General features: G+C 65.4%; 21 protein-coding genes and 1 tRNA gene. 8 read left to right on the top strand and 14 right to left on the bottom strand.

All coding sequences use genetic code 11. The features are described from left to right. Positions 1–2: 2 nt before the first annotated feature. On the bottom strand, positions 3–881 hold the full coding sequence (locus tag J2X38_RS15945; RefSeq protein ID WP_310255370.1) for a sigma-70 family RNA polymerase sigma factor: 879 nt from the start codon (positions 879–881) through the stop codon (positions 3–5). After that, positions 881–1,339, bottom strand: coding sequence for a carboxymuconolactone decarboxylase family protein (locus tag J2X38_RS15940; RefSeq protein WP_058537189.1), 459 nt, complete (start codon positions 1,337–1,339; stop codon positions 881–883). Before J2X38_RS15940 ends, J2X38_RS15945 begins: the two co-directional genes overlap by 1 nt. Positions 1,340–1,477: 138 nt before the next feature. On the opposite strand from J2X38_RS15940, the gene J2X38_RS15935 reads away from it, so the two are divergent. After that, complete coding sequence (locus J2X38_RS15935) at positions 1,478–1,855, top strand: DoxX family protein (RefSeq protein ID WP_310255367.1); 378 nt, start codon at positions 1,478–1,480, stop codon at positions 1,853–1,855. A gap of 257 nt (positions 1,856–2,112) precedes the next feature. Here J2X38_RS15935 and J2X38_RS15930 read toward each other — a convergent pair whose 3' ends face one another. The 11 genes from J2X38_RS15930 to J2X38_RS15880 all read right to left on the bottom strand — a co-directional run bounded on the left by J2X38_RS15930 (position 2,113) and on the right by J2X38_RS15880 (position 12,417). Further along, positions 2,113–3,090, bottom strand: coding sequence for a DUF6607 family protein (locus tag J2X38_RS15930; protein WP_310255366.1), 978 nt, complete (start codon positions 3,088–3,090; stop codon positions 2,113–2,115). Between the two features lie 22 nt (positions 3,091–3,112). Further along, positions 3,113–5,368: a TonB-dependent hemoglobin/transferrin/lactoferrin family receptor gene (locus J2X38_RS15925; RefSeq protein WP_310255364.1), complete on the bottom strand. Its 2,256-nt coding sequence runs from the start codon at positions 5,366–5,368 to the stop codon at positions 3,113–3,115. A gap of 369 nt (positions 5,369–5,737) precedes the next feature. Further along, the gene (locus J2X38_RS15920; protein ID WP_058537192.1) at positions 5,738–6,745 is read right to left on the bottom strand and encodes a PhoH family protein; all 1,008 of its coding nucleotides are present in this window, start codon (positions 6,743–6,745) and stop codon (positions 5,738–5,740) included. A 130-nt stretch (positions 6,746–6,875) separates the two neighbouring features. Continuing rightward, complete coding sequence (gene miaB, locus J2X38_RS15915) at positions 6,876–8,225, bottom strand: tRNA (N6-isopentenyl adenosine(37)-C2)-methylthiotransferase MiaB (RefSeq protein WP_310255360.1); 1,350 nt, start codon at positions 8,223–8,225, stop codon at positions 6,876–6,878. 7 nt (positions 8,226–8,232) lie between these two features. Next, positions 8,233–9,021, bottom strand: coding sequence for a lysophospholipid acyltransferase family protein (locus J2X38_RS15910; RefSeq protein ID WP_310255357.1), 789 nt, complete (start codon positions 9,019–9,021; stop codon positions 8,233–8,235). After that, positions 8,990–9,415 carry a Fur family transcriptional regulator gene (locus J2X38_RS15905; RefSeq protein ID WP_056369183.1) on the bottom strand — a complete coding sequence of 142 codons (426 nt, stop codon included), beginning with the start codon at positions 9,413–9,415 and terminating at the stop codon, positions 8,990–8,992. Before J2X38_RS15905 ends, J2X38_RS15910 begins: the two co-directional genes overlap by 32 nt. Before the next feature lie 148 nt (positions 9,416–9,563). Then, positions 9,564–9,998 carry a MucR family transcriptional regulator gene (locus J2X38_RS15900; protein ID WP_058537193.1) on the bottom strand — a complete coding sequence of 145 codons (435 nt, stop codon included), beginning with the start codon at positions 9,996–9,998 and terminating at the stop codon, positions 9,564–9,566. Between the two features lie 109 nt (positions 9,999–10,107). Continuing rightward, positions 10,108–10,590, bottom strand: coding sequence for a GNAT family N-acetyltransferase (locus J2X38_RS15895; RefSeq protein WP_310255353.1), 483 nt, complete (start codon positions 10,588–10,590; stop codon positions 10,108–10,110). After that, the gene (gene tsaB, locus J2X38_RS15890) at positions 10,587–11,204 is read right to left on the bottom strand and encodes a tRNA (adenosine(37)-N6)-threonylcarbamoyltransferase complex dimerization subunit type 1 TsaB (protein WP_310255351.1); all 618 of its coding nucleotides are present in this window, start codon (positions 11,202–11,204) and stop codon (positions 10,587–10,589) included. Before tsaB ends, J2X38_RS15895 begins: the two co-directional genes overlap by 4 nt. Before the next feature lie 17 nt (positions 11,205–11,221). Continuing rightward, complete coding sequence (locus J2X38_RS15885) at positions 11,222–11,815, bottom strand: malonic semialdehyde reductase (protein WP_310255350.1); 594 nt, start codon at positions 11,813–11,815, stop codon at positions 11,222–11,224. Positions 11,816–11,841: 26 nt separating this feature from the next. Further along, on the bottom strand, positions 11,842–12,417 hold the full coding sequence (locus tag J2X38_RS15880) for a NifU family protein (protein ID WP_058537197.1): 576 nt from the start codon (positions 12,415–12,417) through the stop codon (positions 11,842–11,844). 63 nt (positions 12,418–12,480) lie between these two features. On the opposite strand from J2X38_RS15880, the gene J2X38_RS15875 reads away from it, so the two are divergent. The 3 genes from J2X38_RS15875 (at position 12,481) to J2X38_RS15865 (ending at position 14,050) form a co-directional block, all read left to right on the top strand. Beyond that, positions 12,481–13,350, top strand: a complete 870-nt coding sequence (locus tag J2X38_RS15875) for a hypothetical protein (RefSeq protein WP_310255349.1) — start codon at positions 12,481–12,483, stop codon at positions 13,348–13,350. A gap of 77 nt (positions 13,351–13,427) precedes the next feature. Continuing rightward, positions 13,428–13,503, top strand: a tRNA-Thr gene (locus J2X38_RS15870). Between the two features lie 199 nt (positions 13,504–13,702). Beyond that, positions 13,703–14,050, top strand: a complete 348-nt coding sequence (locus tag J2X38_RS15865; protein WP_310255348.1) for a RidA family protein — start codon at positions 13,703–13,705, stop codon at positions 14,048–14,050. Positions 14,051–14,129: 79 nt separating this feature from the next. Here J2X38_RS15865 and J2X38_RS15860 read toward each other — a convergent pair whose 3' ends face one another. Next, positions 14,130–16,910 carry a TonB-dependent receptor domain-containing protein gene (locus J2X38_RS15860; RefSeq protein WP_310255347.1) on the bottom strand — a complete coding sequence of 927 codons (2,781 nt, stop codon included), beginning with the start codon at positions 16,908–16,910 and terminating at the stop codon, positions 14,130–14,132. Positions 16,911–17,231: 321 nt separating this feature from the next. On the opposite strand from J2X38_RS15860, the gene J2X38_RS15855 reads away from it, so the two are divergent. From J2X38_RS15855 to J2X38_RS15840, 4 genes are read left to right on the top strand one after another with little or no spacing between them, the layout of a single operon-like run. After that, positions 17,232–18,380 (top strand): dipeptidase, encoded by a 1,149-nt coding sequence (locus tag J2X38_RS15855; RefSeq protein ID WP_058537201.1) that lies wholly within the window; start codon positions 17,232–17,234, stop codon positions 18,378–18,380. Further along, positions 18,380–19,420, top strand: coding sequence for a DUF1611 domain-containing protein (locus J2X38_RS15850; RefSeq protein WP_310255346.1), 1,041 nt, complete (start codon positions 18,380–18,382; stop codon positions 19,418–19,420). The genes J2X38_RS15855 and J2X38_RS15850 overlap by 1 nt, the downstream gene beginning before the upstream one ends. 35 nt (positions 19,421–19,455) lie before the next feature. Continuing rightward, complete coding sequence (locus tag J2X38_RS15845) at positions 19,456–20,940, top strand: serine hydrolase domain-containing protein (RefSeq protein WP_310255345.1); 1,485 nt, start codon at positions 19,456–19,458, stop codon at positions 20,938–20,940. Between the two features lie 12 nt (positions 20,941–20,952). Next, on the top strand, positions 20,953–22,902 hold the full coding sequence (locus J2X38_RS15840) for a serine hydrolase domain-containing protein (RefSeq protein WP_310255344.1): 1,950 nt from the start codon (positions 20,953–20,955) through the stop codon (positions 22,900–22,902). Positions 22,903–22,917 lie beyond the last annotated feature (15 nt).

The following is a 22,917-nucleotide window of genomic DNA, read 5'->3' as shown; positions in this document are numbered from 1 at the left end:
CGTCAGTGCATGTGTTTGAGCTTGTCGGGGTTGCGCATGACATAGATGGCGGTGACCTTGCCGTCCGCAATCTCGAGCGCGGTGGTTTGCAGCTCGCCGTCGGCCTCGCGCGTGACGAAACCCGGCAGGCCGTTGATCATTCCGGCGTGGACGAGCGTCGAGCCATATTTGCCGAACAGCACCGCAAGGCTGCGGTGCAGTTTCAGCACGATGTCGTATCCGATTACCGGCCCCGTCGCGGCGGGGCGCTTGCCGCCGCCATCGGCCCACATGCCGACATCGGCGGCGAGCAGCGCGCCGAGCGCGCGCATATCGCCGCTGCGCGAGGCCGCGAAAAAGGCGTTGGCTATCTGGAGCCCCTGCTCTTTCTCGAGCTTGTAGCGCGGGCGCGCGTCGCGGACGTGGGTGCGCGCGCGCGCCGCGAGCTGGCGCGTCGCGGCGGGATCGCGATCGATCGTCTTCGCGACCTCGTCATACTCGACGCCGAAGACGTCGTGGAGCAGGAAGGCGGCGCGCTCCAAGGGGGAGAGCCGTTCGAGCGCGAGCATCAGCGGCAGTGTGACGTCGTCCGCTTCCTCCTCCTCGACCAGCGGGTCGGGGAGCCAGGGGCCGACATAGGTCTCGCGCTGGTTTCGCGCCGACTTGATCTGGTCGAGGCAGAGCCGCGTCACGGTGCGGCGGAGGAACGCCGCGGGCTCGCGCACCGCATCGCGGTCGGCGGCGAGCCAGCGGATGAAGGCATCCTGCACCACATCCTCGGCGTCGGCGACCGAGCCGAGCATGCGGTACGCGACGCGCGTGAGCAGCGGACGCAGCGGGTCGAAACTCGCCGCCGCGTCCGCCGCCGCACCGGTGTCGCCGTGGATGCCTTCGGGGGTCATCAGGCGGCCTTCGCGGGCGCGCCGCCTTCGTACCAGAGGTCGAAGCCGACCGCGATGCGGTTCCAGCCATTGATGACGTTGATCATCACGGTCAGGTTCATCTGTTCCTCCGCCGTGAAATGCTCGTCGAGCGCCGCGTGCGCTTCCTTTTGCGTGTGTGCTTGCGAAAGACGGGTCAAGGCGTCGGTCCACGCGAGCGCGGCGCGTTCGCGCGGCGTATAAACCGGGGCGTCGGCCCACGCCGCGAGCAGATAGATGCGCTGCTCGGTCTCGCCCTTCGCGCGCGCGTCGGCGGTGTGCATGTTGATGCAGTTGGCGCAGCCGTTGAGGATCGACGAGCGGATCTTCACCAGCTCGATCAGGCTCGTCTCAAGGCTTTTTTCGGCCGCGAGGCTGACCGCCATCCACTGCTTCATCAGCTGCGGCGAGGCGGCGAAGGGGTCGGTTACCTTGGTCATGTCATGTCTCCTTTAAGGGGTTGTACCGACATGACGAGACAGGATCGGCGCGTGTGACATGATATGCGAAAAAAATTCGCACCGGACGGAAAATCGGTTAGCCTGCCCGCCTCGACAATCGGAATGAGGGGGAAAATCATGAAGTTTCTCGATGGTTTCGGCGAACAGGCCTATGCATTGCTGCGCATCGTCGCGGGCCTGTTGTTCATGGCGCATGGCGTGCAGAAATTCTTCAATTTCCCGGTCAAGTTCCCGATGGAACTCACCCCGATGCTGCAAGCCGCTGGGGCGATCGAGCTGGTCGCGGGCGGCCTGATCGTCATCGGCCTGTTCACCCGCCCCGCGGCCTTCATCGCGAGCGGCATGGCGGCGGTCGGCTATTGGACCGCACACGCAACGCAAGGGCTTTATCCGATCGTCAATGGCGGCGAGACGATCATCCTCTACTGCTTCATCTTCCTGTTCATCGCGACGCGCGGCGCGGGCATCTGGAGCGTCTACGGCGCGAGGAAATAGAGGTTCCATCATTATCTCGCGGCCACTAGTTGCAGATCCTATTTATCGTCATCCCGGACTTGATCCGGGATCCCGCTTTTTTCGAGGCACCGACTGGTTTCGGCATCAAGCGGGACCCCGGATCAAGTCCGGGGTGACGAAGGAAAATGAAGCAACGTCCGCTTCCCATCCCTTTGCTGTCTCACCGCCCACGCAACAAAATAGGGGGCGGCCCTTTCGGACCGCCCCCAGTTTCGGGCTTCACATGGTGAAGGTCGTCAAAGCTTGCGTGTGTTCGTTTCGATCAGCTTCTTAGCCTCGCTGATGGCTTTCGCGGTAGTCAGCTTCTTTTCCTGAACCTCGTCGGCCATTTCGAGCAGGCGGCCGCTGATCACGGTGCCCGTCTGCGCTTCCTCATTGATCGCGATGCCGCCCTTAGCGGCGGCGACGCGGTCCCATTCGGCGCGCACCGCGGCCCAATACTCTTTCGTCGCCGCCCAATAATCGTCGGCCGCCTTCACGTCATATTGGTCATATTTGATATAGGTGTTGAGGACATATTCCTGGACGATCGGCACCAGCTTGCCGTCCTTCGTCCCCATCTTGGTATTGTCCTGCCAGTGGACCCAGCCATCGGGCGAGGGCTGGTGGCGGTTGATCGAGAGGTAGCGGTCATAGACCGGATTGCGCACCGCATCGCGGCGCGCGAGCGGGCGCCAGGTCCAGTTCGAGCGCCAGCGGCGCACGCCGCCCTGCGTTTCGAACTGGCCCCAGCCGCCGTAACGCGGGCTGTCGTCGACCTGATAGACCGTCTGCGACCAGCGGCCGGTGCGCATCTTTTCGGGCACATCTTCCCACGTCCACGCGTTGCGGTCCGAATAGACGAGCAGCTTCGCGGGTTCATATTCCCAGTCCTGCCGCCAATGCTTGATGATCATGCTCTTGTCGTCGTCGCCCGTGATGACGAGCATATGCTGCAGACTGATCTTGCGGCCCGTGTCCTCGATCACGCGGACGACCTCGTTGCCGCCCGAACGCTTGGGTTCGAGCACCTCATAGGCCGGATCCCAGCGCGTCGATTCCTGCATGTTGAAGCTGACGCGGTAATTGCCCGCCATCGCGAGGATGTCGGCGCGGTCCTGTTCGAAATTGGCGGCGGCGGCCTCGGCGGCGATCGGCGGGTGCGCCGAGGCGGCGACGGGCAGCGCGGCGGTGAGCAGCAACAGGCTGGCGGCGATCTTGCGATAGGTTTTCATCGGTGCAGTCCTTCTTTCTGTTTTAAAAGCGGAAGCTCAGCGACACGCTCGCGTTGCGGCCGGGCTGGGTATAGGCGTCGGCGCTCGCCGGATTGGTCGGGCTGGTTGCCGTTCCGCCCATCGCGAGGCCGCGCACATCGCTCCACCAGCTGTATTTCTTGTCGAGGATGTTGAAGACGCCCGCGCGCAGCGTGAGCGCATCCATCACCCGCACGAACGCCGTCGCGTCGAGGATCGTGAAAGCATCGGGGCGGAAGCATGTGGGGGTGCAAAGCCCCGTCGTGCGCGACGCTTCCTTGCGGCCCGCGTGCGTCATAATGATCTGGCCGCCCAAGCGACCCGACGATTCCCGATAGCCGACGCCGGCGACGAGCTTCAGCGGATCGATCGACGACAGCGGCGAGCGCACGCCGTCGGGGTCGATGATGTCCCCCTTCGCATAGGATAGGGCGAGCGTCGTATACAGGCCGGACGACGCTCGCCCCTCGAACCGCGCCTCGGCCCCTTTGACCCGGACGCGATCGAGATTCACGAATTGATAGAGGATGGGGTTGGCGATCGTGCCGACGCCGCCGACCTGTTCCTGGCTGATGAAATCCTTGTAGCGCGCCGAAAAACCGGTGACGTCGAGGCTGACCGTGTCATTGGAGAAGCGCACGCCGCCCTCGAAACTTTCGCTGCGCTCGGGCCCCAGGTCGGGGTTCGGGAGCGTGCGGTACGAGAAGAAGGGCGAAGTCAGATTCTCGAAGAACTGGTTCACCTGCCCCGGCTCGGGCGCCTTGAAGCCGGTCGCATAATTGGCGAACAACCGGACATCGTCGGTAATTTTCCACACCGCGCCGAACTTCGGCGAGACGCGCGAGCCGTCCTGCTTGGCGCCGCGGAAGGTCGGCAGCAGCGGGTCGTTGTCGGGCGACAGGTCGTACCAGTCGAAACGCAGCGCCGGGTAGAGCAGCAAGCGGCCGTCGGCGATCGCGATCTCGTCGCCGACGAACAGTCCCGCGCGGGTGAAGTCGGTGCTCGGGAAGGCGCGGGTGGGATAGGTTTCGCCCGCCGGCGGGACGGTGCCGCCGCGAAGGCCGCGCTGGCGCGTCTGGCTGATGTCGCCGCCAAAGACGAGACGGTGCGTGATCGCACCCGTCGCGAAATCGGCGCGCGCGTCGGCCGAGGCGCCAAAGACGCGGTTCTCGAAGGTGTTGAGGCGCGTGCGGTCGGCCGACGGGGTGCGGTCTTCCTCGGTATATTGGCGGTCCTCGCCGTCCTGCCAGTAAAGCGCGACGCGCGCGAAATCGATCGCCCCCTCGCCTTCCCAGCTCCAGTCGAGCGAGACGCGCTTGCGCGTCCCGGTGTCGAAGCCTTCGAGGCGGTCGACGGTCGCGCCGAGCCCGTTCGGGCCGAGACCGCTGAGCCCGTTGGTATAGAGGCGCGTGTCGAGATATTCGCCGGTCAGGCGCAGCTTGTGGCCGTTGGCGGGGTCGTAGACGATGCGCGCGAGCGCGGCGTCCGAGCGTCCGTCCTGCGGGTTGGCGCGCGTGCGCGACGCGCCGATGCCGTTCGCCGTGCCGAGGCTGCCCTGGTTCTCCAGCTCCTTGTAATCGCGGCGCGTATAGGCCGCCATCACCGACCAGTCGCCGCTGCGCCCCGCGAGGATCGCGGTTTCGCTGAATTCCTCGTCGGCGCTGTTATAGCCGGCGCGGAGCAGGCCGCCGATGCTCTTGCCGGGTTCGAGGAAGTCGGCGGGGTCGGAGGTGATGAAGCTGACCGCGCCGGCAAGGCCGTCGCTGCCATAAAGCGCCGACGACGGGCCACGCAGGATCTCGACCGATTTGACGAGGCCGAGGTCGACATAGTCGCCGCGCCCCGATGCCTGTGCGCCGAAGCTGAAGCCGTCGGGAACGCGGACGCCGTCGACCTGGATCAGCACGCGGTTGCCGCCGATGCCGCGGATGTTGAAGCTGTCGTTACCTGCACGGCCGGTGGCGCCGAGTGCGGCGCCGAAACGCGCGGGCTGGCGCTGGACACTGACGCCGGGTTCGAAACGGACGAGGTCGCGGATGTCGGTGACCATCTCGTCGGCGATCTGCTCGTCGCTCTTCACGGTGACGGTGACCGGGACGTCTTCGGCCTTCACCGCGGTGCGCGTCGCGGTGACGACGATGCGATTCTTGAGCGACACCCAATATTCGCCGTCATTGTCCTGCGCAAAGGCCGGCGAAGCGGTCGCGGCGAGCGCGAGGCCCAGCGCGCTGCCTGCGGCAAGGCGGGATATCGACGGCAAATTTCGGATGTTCAATTTTCTTCCCCTGATTGATTGCGACTGACTCGCAATAGCGGCCGTCTAGGCGGGGAATTTCAGAGGGTCAATATGCTATTGAGAATCGTTCTCGAAAATTAGCAGCAGGTGGCAGCGCGCGACGATCCGACCGCAAGCGCCGTGAACGCGGAAACAAGCTCGGAATGATGAAAAGGCAGGCAGCGACCGGGAGCGCTCCATCACTCATCGTCACCCCGGACTTGATCCGGGGTCCCGCTTGAGGTCAAAGACAATGAGTGCGTCAAAAAAGCGGGATCCCGGATCAAGTCCGGGATGACGAAGGGGGATCAAGTAACGTCCGCTCCCCACCCCAAAGCCGACGCTGTCCGCGCGCTAAGCCCCCGGCCCTTCATAGGCATCGACGATCCGCCCGACGATCGGGTGGCGAACGACGTCGGCGCTGGTGAAATAGCTGACGTTGATGCCCTCCAGCCCTTCGAGCCGGCCGACCGCGTCGGCGAGGCCCGAGGTTGCGGGGATCGGCAAGTCGACCTGCTTGGGGTCGCCGCAGACCACCATGCGGCTGTTCATGCCGAAGCGGGTGAGGAACATCTTCATCTGCGGGATCGTCGTGTTCTGCGCCTCGTCGAGGATGATGAAAGCATCGGCGAGCGTGCGCCCGCGCATGAAGGCGAGCGGCGCGATCTCGATCTCACCCGACGCAATCCGGCGCTCGACCTGCTCGGCGGGCAGGCAGTCGTGGAGCGCGTCGTAGAGCGGGCGGAGATAGGGATCGACCTTTTCCTTCATGTCGCCGGGAAGGAAGCCGAGCTTCTCGCCCGCCTCGACCGCGGGGCGCGAGAGGATGAGGCGCTGGACGCTGCCGGTGATCAGCTGCGCAACCGCCTGCGCAACCGCGAGATAGGTCTTGCCGGTGCCCGCGGGGCCGAGCGCGAAAATCACATCGTCGCGGGCGAGCGCCTGCATATAGGGGACTTGCGACGGCGCGCGCGGGACGATCGTCTTTTTGCGCGTGCGGATCATGATCGGCGGCGCTTCGTCCTTGTCGTGGCGGATGATGCCCGCGAGCGTCGGCTGCGCCGACATCGCGATCACCCCGTCGACGAGGCCGGTGTCGACCTCCTGCCCCTGTTCGATCCGGTTGTAGAGTTCGGTGAGCACGTCGCGCGCGCGCGCCGCGGCCTCGGCCTCGCCCTCGATCTGCACGCGGTTGCCGCGCGCCGAGATATAGACGCCGAGGCGGTTTTCGATCGCGACGAGGTTGCGGTCGAACTCGCCGAAGAGGATGCCCAAAAGCTGCGTTCGCTCAAATTCCGCCGTCAGTCGGACACGGTCGCCGGGTTCGGCGGGGGCGGAGGCGGTCAGCGGGCGTTTGGACATATAAGCAAGGCTCCTTCGATCGACGACATGACTGTAGCCCCGTCAAGGCGGGAGTCCATGACTTGCGGGCTGCAAATAGGACGGAAGGAGACGGAGTGTGTCTTCGGGGAGACAGCTTCCGTCCTGCCCACTAGGCGACCTCTTCCATCAGCGCTTCGGCGCCAACGCTGTTGGCACCGGCCGACGTGATCCGCACGTCGATCATATCGCCGATCTTGAGCCCCGGCGCGATGACATGCACCGACTGGAGCCAGGGCGACTTGCCGATCAGCTGGCCGTCGAGCTTGCCCTTGCGCTCGAGGAGCAGCCGCGTGGTCCGGCCGACGGTCGCTTCGTTGAACGCCTGCTGCTGTTCGTTGAGCAGCGCCTGGAGGCGTTGGAGGCGCTCATTGAGCACCGCTTCGTCGATCTGATCGTCCATCGTCGCGGCGGGCGTGCCGGGGCGGCGCGAATATTTGAAGCTGTACGCCATCGCATAATTGGTCGCGCGGACGATATCGAGCGTCGCCTCGAAATCGGCGTCGGTTTCGCCGGGGAAGCCGACGATGAAGTCGCCCGAGATCGCAATGTCGGGACGCACGGCGCGGACGCGTTCGATGATCTTGAGATAGCTTTCGACCGAATGGCTGCGGTTCATCGCGGCGAGGATGCGGTCGCTGCCCGCCTGCACCGGCAGGTGGAGGAAGGGCATCAGCTTGTCGATCTCGCCATGCGCGGCGATCAGCCCGTCGGTCATGTCGTTGGGGTGGCTGGTCGTGTAGCGGATGCGCTCTAACCCGTCCTCGCGCGCGAGTTCGCGGATCAGCCCGTCGAGGCCGATCGCCCGGCCCTTGGCGTCCTCGCCGTCCCAAGCGTTGACGTTCTGGCCGAGCAAGGTGATTTCGCGCACCCCGCCCGCGACGAGCGCGCGCGCCTCGGCGATCAGGTCGGCGAACGGCCGGCTGATCTCGGCGCCGCGTGTATAGGGCACGACGCAATAGGTGCAGAATTTGTCGCAACCTTCCTGCACCGTCAGAAAGGCGGTGGGGCGCTGCCCGCCCGCGCGTTTCGGCAGCGCGCCGAACTTGCTCTCGGCGGGCATGTCGAGGTCGACGGCTTTCTCGCCGCGCGCGGCGCGGGCGATCAGGTCGGGAAGACGGTGATATGCCTGCGGGCCGACGACGACATCGACCGTGGGCGCACGGCGCGCGATCTCAGCGCCCTCGGCCTGTGCGACGCAGCCCGCGACCGCGATCGTCGGGCGACTGCCGTCGGCGCGCTTCAGCCGGCCGATGTCCGAATAGACTTTCTCGGCCGCCTTTTCGCGGATGTGGCAGGTGTTGAGCACGACGAGGTCGGCGTCCGCGCCGTCGGCGGCGGCAACATAGCCTTCGGCGCCCAGCATCTCGGCCATGCGCTCGCCGTCATAGACGTTCATCTGGCAGCCGAAAGATTTGACGTGAAAAGTCTTTTGAGGACTTGGGGGAGAGTCGGATTTCATCGGCGCGCTATAGGCGATGCGGCGCGCCGGCGGAAGACCGCGCAATTTCCGCCGCAATCGAGGCGCGCGCAGCCTCGGCGAGCAGCTTGCGGTCGCCCTCGACGATATCGGGCAAGGGATCGAGATAGTGGATCGTCAGGTGGACCGGGCGCTTGCGCGCGAGCAGCCGCTTGAAATTGTCGAGCCCCGATTCGGGATCGAGCCAGGCGATATCGTTCGCCTCATGCCCATAATCGAGAAACACCGGCTGCACGCGCAGGTTCGGAGGCGTCGGGATCACCGCCTGGAACAACGAGGCGCGGAAGGGCAGCAGGCCGTCGCCCGGCCCCGTCGTGCCTTCGGGGAAGAGCGTCACCGGGCGGCCGCGCGCGAGCGCACCCCGCAGATCGTTCGCCTGATTGTGGATTTCGCGCCGCGCCTCGCGCTGGACATAGACGGTGTGGTTCTGGTCGGCGAGCCAGCCGACGAGCGGGGTTTCGCCGACCTCGGCCTTTGACACGAACGCCGAGCGCGCGGCGCCGCCGAGCGCGAGAATGTCGAGCCAGCTGACATGGTTCGACACGAACAGGACATTGCGCCGGAGCCGCGTGCCCGTCGTGCGGATGCGCAGCCCTGCGATCCAGCCGACGGCGTTGAGGAAGGCCATCACCATCGGCGACGGGCGACGGGCGGCGCGGTAGAGGAGGTGCGGGACGATCAGGAAAAGCAGCGTCAGCACCATCAAGGCGAGACGGGCGACCGTCCGCCAGGTGATCGAGGCGCGATCAGTCGCGCTTGCGATCGATGGCGACACCATAAAGCTCCATGCGATGGTCGACGAGGCGGAAGCCCAGCCGTTCGGCGATCACCTTCTGCAACGCCTCGAGCTCGGGATCGACGAATTCGATCACCTTGCCCGTTTCGACGTCGATCAGATGATCGTGATGCGCCTCGGGCGCGGCTTCGTAGCGCGAGCGCCCGTCGCCGAAATCGTGGCGGTCGAGGATGCCCGCCTCTTCGAACAGACGGACGGTGCGATAGACGGTGGCGATCGAAATGCCGCTGTCGACCTTTGACGCGCGCTCATACAGCGTCTCGACGTCGGGATGATCCTCCGAATCCGAAATGACGCGCGCAATTATGCGGCGCTGCTCGGTGATACGGAGCCCCTTTTCGTGGCACAATGCTTCGAGATCGATATTGCCGGACATGCTTGCCTTTCCTGCAGATGCAGCCGTGTCTGTGTTTGTTACAAACTGTATAGGCATGCCCCGCGGATAGGACAAGGGCGGCACCCCTACGACGCCGCCCTTCCCTGCTCCGGATGGAGCGATTTATCTTAGGCCCAGACCCTAAGGTTCAGACCTTGGGCTTGCGCTTACGCCCGCCGCCGCGGCCCTTGGTGCCGAGGCCGATTTCCTTGGCCAGCGCGCGGCGCTTTTCGGCATAGTTCGGCGCGACCATCGGATAGTCGGCTGGCAGGCCCCACTTTGCGCGATAATCGTCGGGGGTCATGCCATAATGCGTCATCAGGTGGCGGCGCAGCATTTTGAGCTTTTTGCCGTCCTCGAGACAGACGATGAAGTCGGGCTTGACCGAGGTACGGATCGACACCGCCGGCACCAGCTTTTCCTCGACGACCGGTTCGCTGCCGAGACCCGACAAGGCGGCGTGAACATTATTTATCAAAATGGAGAGATCCGAAATCGCGACGCTGTTGTTGCTGACATGTGCGGCGACGATGTCGGCGGTAAGCGTAACGAGCATCTCGTTGGTATCGGCTTGGTCGGACATGAGACTATTCCTTGATTCTTATTACCCAGAAGACATGCCGGCGAATATTGGATTTGTTCTTCCGCCAGCCAGAATACTGCCACTTTGGATGGAATTCCGCAATGACCGATCAGTCCGCCTTTTCACCGCGTGCCGACCGGCGCATCGTAATTGCGTCGCGAACCACCCCATCATTACCGCGGTAATAGGCCGGCCGTCGGCCGCACTCTGCAAAACCTGCGCTCTCATAGAGATGAACCGCGTCATTATCGGCGCGCATTTCAAGAAAATAGTCTTCGGCACCCTGTTCGGCGGCCCATGCCCGCCAGTCGTCGATCAGTAATGCGCCGATACCGCGGCCGCGAAACTGCGGGTCGACCGCGAGCAATAATAATTCGCTTTCGGGCCCGGCGATGCGCGCCGCCGAGAAACCGCACGCGTGATCGCCGTCCCACGCGAGGCACACGCGCGCCGAGGGCAGCGCGAACAAGGTCAAAAGCTGCGCGCCGCTCCACGCTTCGCCATAGGCGGGCGCGAACGCGGCCTCCATCACGCGCATCACCGCGGCGAGATCGCCGACGCGGGCGGTGGCGAGGCGGATGGCGCCACTCATGCCGGCGCCATCGGCTTGGCATCGGGCGCGCGGCCGTAAATCGGGCTGGGCCCATCGATCAGCAAAGCGGGCGGCAACCGCAGGAAGGCGCGTGCGTCGGGCAGCGCCGCCATCGCGCGTCCGGTGCCGCGGCGCGCGACAAAGGGCTCGGCGCGATTGCCGACGACCAGTTCGTCGCCGATCAGGACGGCGTCGTCGGGCAGCAGCGAGCGAATCTCGCCGCGCGGCGTCAGGTCCGCCGCGAACGGCTGGACGAAGTATTGGCCGTGGCCGCCCTCCATCACCACCAGCGCGCCGCCGGCGGCTGCGATCTCGTCGGCGGCGCCGGCCGCAACCAGCGCGAGCGTCGAAAAGCCATGCACGGGCACCTGCCACCCGAGCGCCAGCGCACGCGCCGCCGCAACGCCGATCCGGACCCCGGCAAAGCTGCCCGGGCCGCATCCCGCGACGATGACGTCGGCGCGGCCGCCGCCTGCAAGTTCGGCGATCAGCGGAACCAGCCGTTCGGCGTGGCCGCGGCCGATCACCTCGTGACGATGGTCGACGACCGCCCCGGCCTCCAGCAACGCCACCGAACAGGCTTCGCTCGCCGAATCGATGACCAGATACCGCATCGAGGCAGGATGCTCGCTCAGACGATGCGGTTGAAGCGGGCGAAATCGGGGCGCGGGCTGCGATCGAAGATCGTTGCAGCATCGCCATAGCCGAGGGTCGAGATGAAGTTGCTCTTCACATTCGGCTGGTCGGCAAAGAAGGCCTCGTCCACCCCAGCGTTGTTGAACCCCGACATCGGCCCGGTATCGAGCCCGAGCGCGCGCGCCGCGAGGATGAAATAGGCGCCTTGGAGGGTGGCATTGCGGAAAGCGGTCGTCTGCGCCAGCGCCTCGTTGCCCACGAACCAGCTGCGCGCGTCGGTATGCGGGAAGAATTCGGGCAGATTTTCGTAAAATTCATTGTCGCTCGCGATGATCGCGGTGACCGGCGCCTTCCGAATCTTTTCCTCGTTCCCCGGTATCGCGTGCGCGGCGAGCTTTGCCTTCGCTTCGTCGGTCACGCACCAGACGATCCGCGCCGGCAGGCTGTTGGCGCTGGTCGGGCCGAACTTCACCAGATCCCAGATCGCATGCAGCTGCGCTTCCGAAACGGGCTTGTCGAGATAGCCGTTATAGGTGCGCGCGGTACGAAACAGCTGGTCGAGAGCGCTGTCGGAAAGCGGCTCGCTCATGGGCTAACTCCTCGGAAGAAAAATGGTCAGACGGCGTGAACTGCCGTTACCTCGGGAACATAATGTTTCAAGAGGGACTCGATGCCATTCTTCAGCGTCGCGGTCGACGACGGGCATCCCGCGCATGCGCCCTGCATCTTCAGATACACATTGCCCTTGTCGAAACCGCGATAGACGATGTCGCCGCCGTCGTTGGCGACCGCGGGGCGGACGCGCGTTTCGATCAGTTCCTTGATCTGCTCGATGATGTCGGCGTCGGCGGGATCGTCGGCAAAACCGGCCTCATCCTCGGGCGGCACCGAAAAACCCGCGCTTGCGGCGTTGAACAGCGGCACGTCGGCGAGAAAGTGATCCATCACGATGCCGAGCACGTCGGGCTTTGCATCGGCCCATTCGGCGCCGGGCGCGATCGTCACCGACACGAAATCGCGGCCGAAAAAGACCCCCGTCACGTCGCCAAGCGAGAAAAGCGCGCTGGCGAGCGGCGACGCCTCGGCCTCTTCGGGGCTGGCAAAGTCGCGGGTTCCGGCCTCCATCACCGCCCGGCCGGGCAGGAATTTGAGCGTCGCGGGATTGGGCGTCGATTCGGTTTCGATCAGCATGGGGTGCATGTGGGGCCGAGCGAGGCTTTGTGCAAGACGACATGGATGCGCTAAGGCGCGGCGATGCGTCCTTTCACCCATTTTGCCGCGCTCGACTGGTCGGGCGCGCGCGGCCCGCGCCAGCGCGGGATCGCCCTGGCGGTCGCAAGCGGCAGCGCGGCGCCCGCGCTGGTGCGGCCGGGGCATATCTGGTCGCGGAGCGAAATTCTCGAATGGCTGGAGGGCGTTGTGGCGGCGGGCGAGAATATGCTGATCGGTTTCGACTTTTCGGCCGCCTTCGCCTTTGCCGACCATGGCGCCTATTTCCCCGGCTGGGCGGAGAGCCCGGCCGACATGCGCATGCTGTGGGCACTCGTCGAACGGCTGGCGGGCGGCGATCCGCATTATGAAGCGGGGGGATTTCTGGCGCACGCCGAGGTGCGGCGCCATTTCCGGCAGCGCGGCGAGGCGGGCGACCTGTTCGAAGCGGGCGCCGGGCGGCTGCGCGTCGTCGAGCATCACCAGCGCGCGACGAAGCAGGCGGCGAGCGTCAGCAATTTCAACCTCGTCGGTGCGGCGCAGGTCGGCAAGGCCAGCCTGTCGGGCATGCGCCTGCTCCACCGGCTGTCGCACCGCATCCCGTTGTGGCCCGGCGATCCGGTGCCCGCGGCGGGGCCGATGCTGGTCGAAATCTACACCAGCCTCGCCGCGCGCGCGGCCGGGCTGCCCCCGGGGCGCAGCAAGATCCGCGACGGCGCGGCGCTCGATGCGGCGCTCGCGGCGCTGGGCTCGCCGCCGTGCCGGTTGACAGGGCCGGTCAGCGACCATGCGAGCGACGCGCTGCTGACCGCCGCCTGGCTGCGCGCGATCGCCGGCGACGCCGCCCCCTGGTCGCCGTCGCCGCTGACGGACCGTCTTGCGCGAACCGAGGGCTGGACCTTTGGCATCATCTGACGATTTCCTGCTTGCCGCATTTTCCCAACGTCGGATGTTTCCATCCGGCCGAAAAATGCTAAGGGGCGGTCAGCCGTGCCGGCTTAGCTCAGTTGGTAGAGCACCTGATTTGTAATCAGGGGGCCACGGGTTCGAATCCTGTAGCCGGCACCATCAGCATATTTCAGTGCCTTCAGAAGCGCCGTACAGGCGCCGCCGGTGCGCGACGCGACGGCACCGTGCGCACGATCAAATTGCCGAAGCGGCCCTGACCTGTCATCCGCCCCTCGGCGAGCTGGCGCGGAATCACTTTCCCGGCGGCCGCCTCACAGCCATGATTTCATTTTACCCGACCCCACCGAAGGAGATTTATATGAGCATCGAACGCCTGCATTCGGGCCCGCGCATGAGCCAGGCCGTGATCCATGGCGGCATCGTTTATCTTGCCGGCCAGGTTGGCGCACCGGGCGAGGACGCGACCGCACAAACGCGCGCTATTCTCGCATCGATCGACGAATTGCTCGCCGAGGCCGGCACCGACCGGTCGCACCTGCTCACGGCCATGATCTGGTTGGCCGACATGGCCGATTTCGCCGCCATGAACGTGGTTTGGGAAGAATGGCTTGGCGGCGCCAATGCGCCGACGCGGGCGACCGGCGAAGTTCGCCTGGCAACCCCCGACTACCGGGTGGAAATCATCGTCACCGCCGCCCGGACCTGACGCAGAAACTTCTCGAGGCAGTCGAAGCAAGGCCGGGACTGCGTGGCGTTGCTTCGAACTGCCCCGAAAACGGATCCGATTAGAAATCGACCCGCGCGCCGACGGTGAAGTAGCGGCCGACGACGTCGTACAGCGTGCTGTTGACGGTGATGAGCGGGGGATCGCGGTCGAACACATTGTTCACATTGCCGAACAGCATGAAGCGATCGTCGATCTTGAACCGCGCGCCGAGGTCGACATAGGTCCGCGAGGCGATCCTGTTGTTGATCAGCGTCGTGCGCGTCCGGTCAAAATTGCCGCCATCGACGTACCGCGCGCGGATGTCGAACCCGACATTGTCATCCTCATAGGTCGCGCTGAGCGTCCCGCGCCATTTCGGCGTCGCGCGCAGCACCGAATCGCCGACATCGCCGGCGGTCTCGACGCGCGTAACGCCGGTATCGAACACCAGCTTGTCGACATAGGTCGCCAGCGCGCGGATGCGCAGGCTGCCCGGCAGGCCCGCGCTGACGTTCGACAGGTTGACGACATAGGATGCCTCCATGTCGAGCCCGCTCGTCTCGAAGCTCGCGATATTCTGCTGGGTGGCGGCCACCTGCGTAACCGTCCCCGTCGCATCACGCGTGATGCTGTCGCAGGCGGATGTGACCCCGCGCGAGCACAAGAGCGTGAGGTTCGATCCGTTCAGCGCCGTGACCGCACCGTCGATCTTGATCTTGTAATAATCGACCGAAGCGCTGAAGCCGCGCAGGAAGGACGGCGAATATGTTGCGCCGATGGCCGTCGTATAGCTCACTTCGGGCACCAGATTGGGGTTGCCGCCGGTGAATGTCGTCACGGTCGAGGGCTGCGGATTATAGGCGGGGTTGGCCGCGGCTCGCCCGGCCCTGTCCTGATCGTTGAGCGGCCCGATGTTGATCGCGCGGAGCGCGAACAATTCGCCGATGCCCGGCGAGCGGATGTCGCGCGAGCGCGTTGCGCGCAGCAGCAGGTCGCCAAACAGCCGCGCGGTGCCGCCGGCCTTCCACGTCCAGATGCCGCCGCTGGTGCTGTAATCCGAATAGCGTGCCGCACCGCTCAGGTCGATTTCGACCGCATTTTCGAGTTTGAGCAGCGGGAACAGGACTTCGCCGAACGCCTCCTTGACGTTGAACCCGCCCGAGGTGGGCGTCGAAAAGACGAGAATGCCGAAGTTGCTGGCGTTCGCGATCGTGAAATCATCGCGCGACGAGATCTGTTCTTCCCAGCGTGCCTCGGCGCCGATCGCGACGGTCACCGGGCCGGCCCACAGGGAGAAGAGATCGCCCTGAACTTCGGCGCCCACCGAATCGAGCTTGGTGGTGCCGAACGATTGCTGCGCCCCCGTGACATAGTCGCGCGCTTCGGGCGACGCGTTCAATGCGCCGAAGGGATTGAGCGGGCGGCACGCCGGATCGTCATTCGCCGGGTTGGCGTCGGCATTGATCGCGCAGACGATTTGCCCGCCGCTCGACACCGCGTTGATCGCGTTGCTGAACTGCCGGACCAGCCGCGAGTTGCCCATCGACTGTTCGCTCTCGACCTCGCCATGGCTGTACCAGGCCTTGTAGCGGAAGCCGTTGCCGAACGTGCCGTCGACGCCAATCGCGCCTTCCTTGCTGACCCGCTCGCCGCGGAACTGCAGTTGAAGGATGTCGTTGAAATAGCGGCCGAAGGTAAAGCTCGTCTCGCCCGCGGCAGCGAGCCGGTCGCGGACCGCGGTCGACAGATAGGGGTTGTTCGCCTGGATCGTGAGGTACGGCAGGCCGAGCGCCCCGCCGACCGTATAGTCGCCGAAGAAGGGCGCGTTCGACAGCGAGCGCGCATAGCTGCCATCGACCCAGAAGGTCGCGTCGCCGACCTCATAGCTCAGCCGGGCGTAGGTGCTCAGCCGTTCGAAAGGCGAGGAGACGGGAATCGTATCATAGAGGTTGATGCCGTCGGCGCCGCCGACCATCCGCAGCGGGAAAGCGCCCGCGCCAACGGCCGTGCCGCGACCGAAAGCGCGCAGCGTGCCGTCGGCGTTGAACGTCTGTCCCGCGAGCACACCGCTGGTGATCAGGCCGCCCAGCGTGACATTGCCGAAGTTCACATCGCGGACCAGTTCCGACCCCGTGCCCGACGGAATGAAATCGGGGCTGTTGAGGTTCGGGCGCGTGCTGCGGTTGATTACGCCGCTGTCTTTGACATATTCGCCGCCGATGATGAAATGGCCGCGCCCGTCGGCGAAGCCGGTGCCGAATTTCGCGTCGAAACCATAGCGGAATCCATCGCCGCGCGACGAAACGCCGACATTGCCGCCGATCGACAGCCCGTCATAATCCTTGTCGAGCAGGATGTTGACGACGCCCGCGACCGCGCCCGAGCCCCAGGCGGCCGAGGCGCCGCCAGTCACGACCTCGACGCGCTCGACCAGATTTGTCGGGATGAAGTTCAGATTGCCCTCGCCGACGAAGCGGCGGCCGTCGAGCAGCACCAGCGTGCGGTTCGAACCGAGGCCGCGCATGTCGACGGGCGCGGTGCCGGTCGAGGTGTTGCCGTTCGACACGGTCGGCGTCGTGGTGGGGCGGATTTGCGGCAGGTCGTTCAGCACCTGCTGGATGTTCGGACGCGCGCCGAGGCGCAATTCATCCTCGCCGATCACCGTCGTGGGGGTCGGCTGATCGAAACCGGCGCGCGCGATACGCGATCCGGTGACGAGGATTTCCTCATCGGCGGTGGCCTCGGTCTCGGCGACGGTTTGCGCTGCCGCGGGCACCGCGAGCCATAATCCGGCCGCCAACGCCGCAATGCTGCTGCCGCGCGCGAGCCGGTAACCGAGCTTATCACTGTCCTTACGCATCTCATCCACCCCTTTGTGCTGAGCCGCTCGATGGCGGCCTTTTTTGGTTCCCCCCATGGAAGCTGCCACAATGTCCTATTTAGGACAATATATTTCTTTTGAGAGAAATTAGGCTCATAACTGCCATGCGCTCCCCTGACGCCCGCCGGCCTCGGGTGTCGAATCGGGCCGAAAATCGGGATGACGGCGGTGCGGCTATGGCACACACGCTCGCCGCTCGCTTGGAACGCGAGGAGGTTTTTCAGGATTCGAAAGCGATGGATTGACGAAGCCCTGTTAGGATAATATCGTCCTAATCAGAAAATCAAAAATAGACAGGGGATGATGATGCTATTTTCTCGACGGCAGGCGATTTGCGCCGCGGGCGCGGCGCTCGCTACTCCCCTCGCCGCGCCTTATGTCGCGCGCGCGCATTTCCAGATCAATCCGGCGACGAACCGCGCCTATTCGAAGCGCGCGATCGAACTGGTCCAGCGCGCGGTCGTCGTCGACATGCTCGCCCCGATCAAGATCGACTTCGACCCCAGCTATTACACCAAGGCGCTGAGCGAAAAGGAAACCGCAGACTTTCGCGCCAGCGGCATCAACGCCATCCACCACGCGGTCGGCATCGGCGGCCCGACGGCGAAGGAACAGGCGCTCAGTTTCTTTGCGATCTGGGGCAATTTCGTCGCGCGCAACAGCCATGTCTTCACCGGCGTCGACAAATTCGCCGACATCCTGCGCGCCAAGAAGGACGGCAAGGTCGCGGTGATCATGGGTCTGCAGAACGCCGACCATTTCAACCGCCCCGCCGACGTCAAGACCTTCTACGAGATCGGCCAGCGCTGTGCGCAGCTCACCTATAATTCGCAGAACCGCATCGGATCGGGGTCGACCGAGCGCGTCGATGGCGGCGTCAGCGATTTCGGCGTCGAGATCATCAAGGCGATGAACGAGGTCGGCATGCTCGTCGATGTGTCGCACAGCGGCGACCGCACCACCCTGGATGCAATCGAGATTTCGCCGAAGCCGATCGCGATCACGCACAGCAATTGCCGCGCGCTGATCGACCATCCGCGCGTCAAGACCGACGAGGCGATCAAGGCGCTCGCCGCCAAGGGCGGGGTGATGGGCATCACCGGGGTGCGCAATTTCGTGAGCAAGACCGACCCGACGACGATCGTGAATTATGTCGACCATATCGACCATGTCGTGAAGCTCGTCGGGATCGACCATGTCGGCGTCGGCACCGATTCCGACCTCTATGGCTATGACGACACCTCGCCCGAAATGAACAAGATGCTGCGCGGCGCCTATAAGGACAGCTACGCCTTTCGCGAGAAGATCGACGTCGACGGGTTCGATCATCCGCTCAAGATGTTCGACCTGACCGAAGAACTGCTGCGCCGCAAATATTCCGATGCGAATATCCTTGCGGTGCTCGGCGGCAATTTCCAGCGCCTCCTGACCGCGACGTGGGGCGGTTGATGAACGCGATGACCGACCGCATCGCGGGCGCACTCGTGCTGCCGCAACCCTATGTGTTGTTCCTCGGCGATACGACGATCGCGGGTTTCGCAAAGACCGCGTTCGGGCTGAAGGATTGGGCACCGGACAAATGCGTCGGCGAGCTGCGGCTGCCGGGCGCCACGGTCACCACCGGGCTGGACGCGCTCACCGCCGCCGAAGCGCATGCGCGCGGGGCGCGGGCGCTGGTGATCGGCGTCGCCAATCTGGGCGGCGTGATCCCTGCGAACTGGCGCGCGTCGCTGGTCGAGGCGCTGGAGGCGGGGCTCGACCTGATCGCCGGCATGCACATGCGCCTCGCCGACATCCCCGAGCTCGCCGAGGCGGCGCACCGGCTCGGCCGCCAGCTGATGGACGTGCGTGTGCCGCCGCCGCATATCCCCGTCGGTACGGGCCGCAAGCGCAGCGGCAAGCGGCTGCTGACCGTCGGCACCGACTGCGCGCTCGGCAAGAAATATACCGCGCTGGCGCTGCACCGCGCCTTCATGACGCGCGGCATCGACAGCGATTTCCGCGCGAGCGGCCAGACGGGCATCATGATCGCGGGCGGCGGCATCGCGATGGACGCTGTCGTCTCCGATTTCGAGGCGGGCGCAGCCGAACTGCTCTCGCCCGACGCGCCCGCGGACCATTGGGACGTGATCGAGGGCCAGGGCGCGCTGACCCACCCATCCTATGCCGCGGTGTCGCTCGGCCTGCTCCACGGCAGCCAGCCCGATGTCTTCGTCGTCTGCCACGAGCCCGGCCGTACCGAGATGCTCGGCACCGCGGGCTATACGCTGACCAGCGTCGAGGAGATCGTCGAACTCACGATGTTGCTCGGCCGGCGGACCAATCCCGCGATCCGATGCGGAGGCTTTGCCTTCAACACCTCGGCGCTGGGCGAAGCGGCGGCAACCGAGCTGATGGCGCGCGAGAGCGTGCGGCTCGGCTTGCCGGTCGCCGATCCGGTCCGCGGCGGACCCGCATTCGACGCGCTCGTCGACAGCTGCCTCGCATGACCGACGCGACACCCACCGATTTTACGGAGACCTGCATGACCCGCTTTCCGGCCCTGCGCCGCACCGCATTCGCCGCCGCGCTGCTCGGCTCGATCGCCCTGCCCTCCGCCGCCGTGGCGCAGGCGGCCGCCGAAACCAGCTACAGCATCCCGCAGGACCGGATCGGCGGGCTCGCCGATTTCGTCGATGGCGTGATGGCGCAGCAGATCGCGACGCGCGAGGTCGCGGGTGCGGTGGTCACCGTCGTCTATCGCGACAAGGTCCTTTTCTCCCGCGGCTATGGCTTTGCCGATATCGACAAGGGCATCGCGGTCGACGGGCAACAGACCTTGTTCCGGCCGGGGTCGGTGTCGAAGATGTTCACCTGGAGCGCGCTGCTGCAACAGGTCGAGGCGGGCCGCGTCGATCTCGACGCCGATGTGAACACATATCTCGATTTCAAAATCCCAGAGTTCGAGGGCAAGCCGATCCGCGTGCGCGACCTCTTGTCGCACACGCCGGGGATGAGCGACGTCGGCGGGCTGACTGCGCCGACGCCCGACAAGATTCAACCCTATGTCGAATGGATGAAGACGCATATCCCGGTGCGCCATTGGGCCCCGGGGACCGAGACCTCCTATTCGAACTATGGCTCGGTTCTCGCCGGCTATATCGTCGAGCGCGTGTCGGGCGAAGCCTTTCCCGACTATGTCGAAAAGCATATCTTCGCGCCGCTCGGCATGAGCTCGACCACCTTTCGCGAACCTTTGCCCGCCGCGCTCGCGCCGCGCATGGCGTCGGGCTATCAGGTCAAGGACGGGCGGCTGGTCGCCGACCCGTTCGAGCTGTTCAGCCCGGCGATGCCCGCGGGATCGGGAACGAGCAGCGGCCCCGACATGGCACGTTTCATGATGGCGATGATGAACGGCGGCGCGCTCGGCAAGGCGCGCATCCTGAAACCCGCCTCGGTTAAGCTGCTGATGACCAATTCGGTCGCCAACGCCCCCGGCCTGCCCGGCATGGCGCACGGCTTTTTCGTCGTCCGCGAAAAAGGCCCGCGCATGGTCGGCCATGGCGGCAACACCGGCGATTTCCATTCGAACATGATTTTGGCGCCCGAGGCGGGGCTGGGCTTCTTCATCTCCGAGACCGGCGGCGAGGGCAGCTATGGCGGGCGCACCGAACTGACCGAGGCACTCATCGGCCGGCTGTTCCCCGTCGCCCCAGCCCCGCGCGTCGCTGCGCCCGCGAACGAAACATTGCCGCTCGGCGCCTATCGCGTGAACCGGCGCGACTATGCGCGCGCGCCCGATCCCGAGCGCGACCTGAAGATCGCCGCGGCGGGCCCGAATGCCGTCACCGTCACCAACGACGGGAAAACCACCTATTGGGAACGTATCGGCCCGATGCGGTTCGAACAGGCGACCGGCGCTCGCGCCGGCGGCCCTTATGAGCAATTGCTGTTCCATGGCGCCGAGGGACGCTGGCGCCTGTCCTTCACGTCGCAACCGCATGTTCTCTATCATTTCGTTCAGCCCTGAGGAGAAGCCATCATGAAGCTGTTGATCGCCCTCGCGCTCTCCTGCGCGCCCGTCGCTGCCCTCGCGCAGACCGTCGCAGCCGATACGCCCGGCAAGCTCGCCAGCGGCGTGCAATATGTCCAGCCCAAGGACTGGACCGCGTCGACGCAGGGCCCCGCGCTCGTCTTCACCTCGCCCGAGGGTGACCTGCGCATCGTCGTCGCCGAGATCGGAACCGCCGCCAATGCCGCGGATGCGGCCGCCAAGGCCTGGGCGGTCATCCGTCCGGGCGCCGTGCCGACGCAGCGCACCAGCACCGCCGCGCCCCCGGCCGACGGCTGGGACGAACGCGTGAGCTTCGCCTATGAAACGCTGCCGACCGAGCGCGCCGCGCGCTCCGCATCCGCGCTGCGCAAGGGCAGTGCCTGGACCGTGCTGATCGTCGATGGGTCGGCGGGCACCGCCGCCAAGCGGTCCGCCGCGATGTCGGTGGTTTCGCAAGGGCTGCGCCCCGCGGGTTTCCAGAAGGAAAGCTTTGCCGGCAAGACCGCGCACGAGCTGACCCCCGAACGCGTCAAGCTGCTCACCGACTTCATCGAACAAAGCCGACAGGAACTCGAAGTCCCCGGCGTCGGCTTCGCGCTGATCGATGACGGAAAAGTGCTCTGGCAGGGCGGCTTCGGCGTCCGCGCGCTCGGCTCGCCCGAAAAGGTCGACGAGCACACCAAGTTCATGATCGCCTCGAACACCAAGGGGATGACCACGCTGCTCCTCTCGACGCTCGCCGACGAGGGCAAGCTGCGATGGGACGAGAAGGTCGTCGATCTCTATCCCGAATTCCGCCTCGGCAACGACGAGGTCACCAAGTCGGTGCTCGTCAAGCATCTGATCTGCGCCTGCACCGGCCTGCCGCGCAAGGATTTCGGCTTCATCCTCGCCGACAAGGGCCAGCCCGCCGCGGACACCTTCAAGCAGCTCGCCGCGACGATGCCGACGAGCAAGTTCGGCGACCTGTTCCAGTATAACAACCAGCTCGCCTCGGCGGCGGGCTATGTCGGCGGGCATATTCTCTATCCGAAGATGGAGTTCGGCGCCGCCTATGACCGCGCGATGGAAGAAAAGGTCTTCAAGCCGCTCGGCATGAAGGACAGCAGCTTCGATTATGCCGAGGGCATGGCGGGCAACTGGGCGGCGCCGCACGGCCTCGACATCGACGGCAAGGTGACTTTGATGTCGAACGACTTCAACTGGTCGCCCTATCCCTATCGTCCCGCGGGCGCGGCCTTTTCCACCACCGCCGACATGGTGCGTTACGTCCAGCTCGAACTCGGCAAGGGCATGCTCGACGGCAAGCGCGTCGTGAGCGAAAAGAACCTGCTCGCACGGCGCGAGAAGGGCGTGCAGGTGGGACCCGACAGCTGGTACGGCATGGGCCTGTTCCAGCGCGACGCCTCGGGGGTGCAGGTCGTCACCCATGGCGGGACACTTTTGGGCTATCACAGCACCTGGTTTGCGCTTCCCGAGTCGGGCGTCGGCATGGTGATCCTGACCAACAGCGATCCGGGCGCGTCGATGCTGGCGCCGACACTCCGCCGCCTGCTCGAAATACTCTATGACGGCCAGCCCGAGGCAGCGCGCGACATCACTGCGGCCGCCACGCGGATCAAGGCGCAGGCCAGTGCGAAGCGCGAGCGGCTGACCTATCCGGGCGATCCTGCGGTACTGGCCAATCTTGCCGGCCACTATCGCGACCCGTCGGTGGGCCAAATCACGGTCAGCGAGAAAAACGGCCAGAAATGGATCAAGGCGGGCTTCGTCGAGGGGCCGATCGCCACGCGCAAGAACGCCGACGGCAGCATGTCGATCATCTCGGTCGGCCCAGGCAATATCGGCGTCGATGCACTCGTCGGGACGAAAGATGGCAAGCGCACGCTGAACATCAACGACGGCCAGCAGACGCAATATCTGTACGTCGAGGACTGATAATCAGGGAGATTT

Source organism: Sphingopyxis sp. BE235, from assembly GCF_031457175.1.
GTDB lineage: Bacteria > Pseudomonadota > Alphaproteobacteria > Sphingomonadales > Sphingomonadaceae > Sphingopyxis.
Note: the sequence above shows the minus strand (reverse complement) of the source record. Positions and strands in the feature narration are given on the sequence as shown.